Below are 4,806 nucleotides of genomic sequence, written 5' to 3'. Positions count from 1 at the left end.
GGACCGGGTGGCCATCCGCGGCTGGTCCTACGGCGGCTACCTGGCCGCCCTGGCGGTGCTGCGGCGCCCGGACGTGTTCCACGCCGCCGTGGCGGGCGCCCCGGTCACCGACTGGGCCCTCTACGACACCGCCTACACCGAGCGCTACCTGGGCCACCCGGACGAGAACCCCGAGGTCTACGCCCACAACTCGCTGCCCGCCGACGCCGACCGGCTGCGCAGACCACTGATGATCGTGCACGGGCTGGCCGACGACAACGTGTTCGTCGCCCACTCCCTGCGCCTGTCCTCGGCGCTGCTGGCGGCCGGGCGTGCGCACACGTTCCTGCCACTGCCGGGCGCCACGCACATGACCCCGCAGGCCGAGGAGGTCGCGGAGAACCTGATGCGCACCCAGGTCGACTGGCTCAGGCGGGAGCTGGGCGTCGCCGGGGACCCGAACTCCGACTGACGGTGCGGACCCCGCCGCTCCGAACAGGTCGGCGAACGCGGGTTGCGGGACCCCAGCAGCAGTCCGCGTCGGCAGCCCACCGCCACCGCGGTCGACGTGGCCATGCGCCTCGGGCATCGGCGCCGTGAGCACAGTGGTCCGCCGCCCGCATCGCCTTCGAGCTGACCTCCGACGGCGTGCGGATCGGCTGCCGGACCGCTACCCAGCCAACCGGGTATCGGCCGCGAGCAGCAGGACCGATGTGCGGCGCACGTGCTCAGCCACCGCGGGTTCGTCGAGGGGCTGGTGCAGAACCAGCCGGTGGTAGTAGAGCGGCCCCGCGAGCAGGCTCACGGCCCAGTCCAGATCGAGCGAACCCGGAAGCTCTCCATGGTGCTGCGATTCCCGTAGTACGGCCACGACACGCTCCCGTCGGCTCAGCACATAGTCGCGGTATACCTCAGCCAGCGCTGCATCGTGCTCGGCTGCGGCGGCGAGGCTGCCGGAGATCGGACCCCACTTCGGCGATCGCAGCCCCGCACCGAGCGATCCCATGACACGCTGCAACTTCGCTTCGAGGGTGTGGTCCCCGTCGGACCCCTCCGTGCTCTCCTCGTTGATCTGCTCGCCGAGGTGCTCGATGGCGTCCACGAGCAGTGGTAGCCGGTCCGACCAGTGCCGATACAGCGTGCTCCGCGAAATGCCGGCGGCCGAGGCGACGGCGTCCATCGTCATCGCCTCGACACCACGCTCCGCGAGCAGGGTCACGGTCGCGTCGAGCACAGCCTGGCGGGTACGGACCGCACGCGGATCACTGCGGTTCACATTCCTCCTCTATAGAACAGTCATGTTGCATAGATGCCGGAGCGGCATCTACGATACACAACTGTACGATAGTTGCCGCGCGTAGGGAGGGACCCGGTGGAGACAACACCGAGAGCAGCGGAGGACCAGGTTCCGCTGCCGGAGCCGCGGCCGGGGACGGTGGCCGCGTTCCGGGCCATGATGGTCGTGGTGTTCCTGGCCGCGATGGACTCGACGGTCGTGGCCACGGTGCTGCCGTCGATCCTGGCCGAACTCGGCGGCGCGGGTCTGCTGGCCTGGGTGGTCACGAGCTACCTGCTCACCACCGCCGTGTCCATCCCGCTGTGGGGCAAGGCCGCCGACCTCGCCGGCAGTCGCAGTCTCTACGTCGCCGCCTCCGTGGTGTTCCTGCTCGGATCGGCCTCGGTGGCCTTCGCACCGACCATGCCGGTCATGCTGATCGCACGCGCGATCCAGGGCCTCGGCACCGGCGGATTGATGGCGCTGACTCCCATCATCACCGGAGAACTGTTTCCGGCCCGGATCCGCGGCCGCTACCATGGACGACAGGGCGCAGTGCTGGCCGGTGCCAGCATTCTCGGGCCACTGATCGGCGGGATCTTCGCCGGAACCCTCGGCTGGCGCGCCGCCTTCTGGATCAACCTGCCGCTGGTCATCCCGGCGATGATCATCGCCGCCCGGTGCCTCCCGCCCGCGGCACCATCGCCGCCGCAGCGGCGGCGGATCGACATTCTCGGTGCCGTCCTGATCGCCCTCGCGAGTTCGGCCCTGCTGCTGGCGCTGAGCGAGGACACGCCACTGGCCGCTGAGCCCTACCGCACCGCACTGCTGGTCACGGCCACGCTGGCAGCGCTCGCCTATCTGCTCTGGCAGGCCCGCCACAGCGATCCCGTCCTGCCCTTGCGAGTGATGCGCTCCCGCATCGTCGCCGCCGGAGTCGGCCTGTCCTTCATCACCGGAGCGGCGATGATCGCCGCCGTCGTCCATGCCCCGCTGTTCACCCAGACCGTGCAAGGCCACTCCGCAGCCACCGCGGGTGCCCTGCTGCTGCCGCTCACCGGTGGGGTTCTCGTCGCCAACCTCGCCGGAGGCAACCTCATCACGCGCTTCGGCAGGTACCGTCCGTTCCTCATCATCGGTTCCCTCGCCATCACCGCCGGCTTCGGCCTGCTCACCACGGTCAGCACCGACACCGGCACCCTGCTGTTCGTGACCGCACTGACGCTGGTGGGAAGCGGCCTGGGACTGACCATGCAACCGGCCGTGCTCGCGCTGCAGAACGCCGTCGACGCCGCCCATCTCGGCGCAGCCACCGCAGCCAGCACGTTCTTCCGCCAACTCGGCTCCACACTCGCCATCGGCGTGCTCGGCGGACTGCTCACCGGCCGCGTCGGACCCCAGCTCGATGCGCTCACCCACGGGCTCCGGACCGGGCCCGCCGCCGCGGCCGCTCGCGTCGAGGTCTCCGCCGCATTCGCCGACCTGTTCACCGCACTCACGCCGGTGGCCGCCCTCGCCGTCATCCTCGCCCTGGTCCTGCCGGAAAAACCGCTGTCAGTCACCACCCCCTCGGCACCGGCCGAAAAAACTGACGAAACCAGCAACGATCTCAGCGCGCCTCGCTGACAACAACGCCGGAGAGAATGAGGTGCCACGATGCCGGAACACACGGCACATACCGACAGGCCCGCACGACACGTCGCCCTCGTCCTGGACATCGCCTGCGTCTGGTCCTACCTCGGCTACGCCCGCTTCGCCCGAGCAGCCGCCCGACATCGAGCCGCCGGCCGAACCATCGAGGTCGCGTTCCGCCCCTTCCAGGTGGCACCGCACGCCCCCACCGCCGGTGAACCGCTCACCGAGGTGCACGACCGCGATCTCGGACCCGACGCTGCGGACAAGGTGGCCCACGTGCGCGCCCTCTTCGATGCCGACGGGACCGAGCTCCACTTCGACAGGGCCGTGTTCGCCAACACCTTCGACGCACACCGGCTCATCGCCGTGGCCGCCCACCAGGGGCGGGCCGAGGACATGGTCACGAGCCTGTTTCACGCCTACTTCGTCGACGGCCACAACATCGCCGACGAGCACACCCTGCGGGACCTCGCCGCCGAGACCGGAGTCGTGTGGAGCGACGACGGCACCGACGCCGTCCGCAGTGAGCTCCAGCGCACCCGTGACGACGGCATCACCACCGTGCCGCGATTCTCGGTGGAAGGGGGCCCCGTACTCATCGGTGCCCAGTCCGAAGACGCCCTGTTCGCCGCACTCGAGACGTCCGCGCCACCACGTCAGGCGGAATGAAATGAACCGTGTGCCGCCTCGGTGAGGAAGACGAACTGGTCCACCCCCGCCAGGCCGAGCAGCGGGCGTGCCACGGCCGGGACGGCGGCACGGGTCCGGTCCCGCACCAGCCGCGCGTCCTCCAGCCGCACGGTCCGGCCGCGGGTGGTCAGTTCCCCACCGCCCGCGGCCAGGACGTTGCGCACCCAGTCGCTGTCCGCGCCGTAGGTCACCGGCAGCACGTAGCCGTCGCGGGTGGGGAAGGCGTTCAGCGGGGTGCGGTACCGGCGCCCGGACCGTCGGCCGACGTGGGTCAGCAGTCCCATGCCCGGCATGCGGGGCGCGATCCGCCCGGCCACCCGGTTGGTGGCGACCCGGTTGAACCGCGCGAGTGTCTTCGGCAGCACCATGCCGACCACTCTCGCGCGCCCACCCGGGCCGCGCCAGGGGAGTTGCGGTGGGCGGCGGTCCCGGGCCGGACGCCGGGGGTCAGGACCACACCGCGAGGGCCAGGGCGATCCCGCCGCCCGCCGCGCCGAACCCGGCGAGCACCGTCAGCACCACGTTCGCCACGGCGTAGACGTGCGCGCGTTCGGTGACGAGCCGGACCGTCTCATAACCGAACGTGGAGAAGGTGGTCAGCGCCCCGGCCAGCCCGGTACCGAGCAGCGTCCGGGCCGTGTCCGTGCCGCCGGTGGCCATCGACCAGCCGGTGAGCAGCCCGAGCAGGGCCGAACCGACGAGATTCACCGTCAACGTGCCCCACGGGAATGCCGAGCCGGTGGCGCGCTGCACCCGCTGGTCCAGCACGTACCGCAGCACCGCCCCGGCCGCGCCGCCGAGCGCCACCCACAGCACCGTCACGCCCGGTCCCTGTTCCGGGCCGCGTACCGCACCACCTCGACCTCGTCGAGTGTCACCATGCCCCCGTCGAGCAGCTCCTCCAGCTCGGGCACGAACGCCCGCACCCGCTCCGGCTCGTCCACGATCACCACGGCGACCGGCAGGTCCTCGGACAACGACAGCAGGCTGCTGGTGTGGATCAGGGAGTTGGCGCCGTAGCCCTCGATACCGCGCAGCACCGAGGCGCCGGCCAGCCCCGCATCGCGGGCGCGCCGCACGATCTCGCGATACAGCGGCCGGTGCCGCCACACGTCGTCCTCTCCGACGTGCACGATGAGCCGGAGCGCCCGGCCGGACAGGTGTCTCACCGCTCCTCCGCGTCCCGCTCGTCGCCACCACCGCCGCGCCGCGGGCGGGGGCGCAGC

The 4,806-nt window shown here is 71.2% G+C and carries 7 protein-coding genes; 3 read left to right on the top strand and 4 right to left on the bottom strand.

Annotated features, from left to right (window positions below; translation table 11 throughout):
* The coding region (locus SACHA_RS25960) for an alpha/beta hydrolase family protein (RefSeq protein ID WP_157601587.1) at window positions 1-451 on the top strand (451 nt) is incomplete at its 5' end.
* Between the two features lie 198 nt (window positions 452-649).
* Here SACHA_RS25960 and SACHA_RS0104195 read toward each other — a convergent pair.
* Window positions 650-1,213, bottom strand: coding sequence for a TetR/AcrR family transcriptional regulator (locus SACHA_RS0104195; RefSeq protein ID WP_020628594.1), 564 nt, complete (start codon window positions 1,211-1,213; stop codon window positions 650-652).
* A 222-nt stretch (window positions 1,214-1,435) separates the two neighbouring features.
* Here SACHA_RS0104195 and SACHA_RS0104190 point away from each other — a divergent pair, with 222 nt between their 5' ends.
* On the top strand, window positions 1,436-2,881 hold the full coding sequence (locus SACHA_RS0104190; RefSeq protein WP_232211805.1) for an MFS transporter: 1,446 nt from the start codon (window positions 1,436-1,438) through the stop codon (window positions 2,879-2,881).
* Between the two features lie 30 nt (window positions 2,882-2,911).
* Window positions 2,912-3,559 carry a DsbA family oxidoreductase gene (locus SACHA_RS0104185; RefSeq protein WP_019807458.1) on the top strand — a complete coding sequence of 216 codons (648 nt, stop codon included), beginning with the start codon at window positions 2,912-2,914 and terminating at the stop codon, window positions 3,557-3,559.
* On the opposite strand, the gene SACHA_RS0104180 is transcribed toward SACHA_RS0104185, so the two are convergent.
* The 3 genes from SACHA_RS0104180 to SACHA_RS0104170 all read right to left on the bottom strand — a co-directional run bounded on the left by SACHA_RS0104180 (window position 3,547) and on the right by SACHA_RS0104170 (window position 4,749).
* Entirely contained in the window at window positions 3,547-3,948 is a 402-nt protein-coding gene (locus SACHA_RS0104180) for a nitroreductase family deazaflavin-dependent oxidoreductase (protein WP_019807457.1), read from the bottom strand. The two genes, SACHA_RS0104185 and SACHA_RS0104180, sit on opposite strands and share 13 nt — an antisense overlap.
* 79 nt (window positions 3,949-4,027) lie before the next feature.
* Window positions 4,028-4,402 carry a fluoride efflux transporter CrcB gene (gene crcB, locus SACHA_RS0104175; protein ID WP_019807456.1) on the bottom strand — a complete coding sequence of 125 codons (375 nt, stop codon included), beginning with the start codon at window positions 4,400-4,402 and terminating at the stop codon, window positions 4,028-4,030.
* Complete coding sequence (locus tag SACHA_RS0104170) at window positions 4,399-4,749, bottom strand: DUF190 domain-containing protein (RefSeq protein ID WP_019807455.1); 351 nt, start codon at window positions 4,747-4,749, stop codon at window positions 4,399-4,401. Before SACHA_RS0104170 ends, crcB begins: the two co-directional genes overlap by 4 nt.
* Window positions 4,750-4,806 lie beyond the last annotated feature (57 nt).

The organism is Saccharomonospora halophila 8 (genome assembly GCF_000383775.1).
GTDB classification, from domain to species: Bacteria; Actinomycetota; Actinomycetes; order Mycobacteriales; family Pseudonocardiaceae; genus Saccharomonospora; species Saccharomonospora halophila.
The sequence above is the reverse complement of the archived record's forward strand: the minus strand, read 5'-3'. Positions and strand labels throughout refer to the sequence as shown.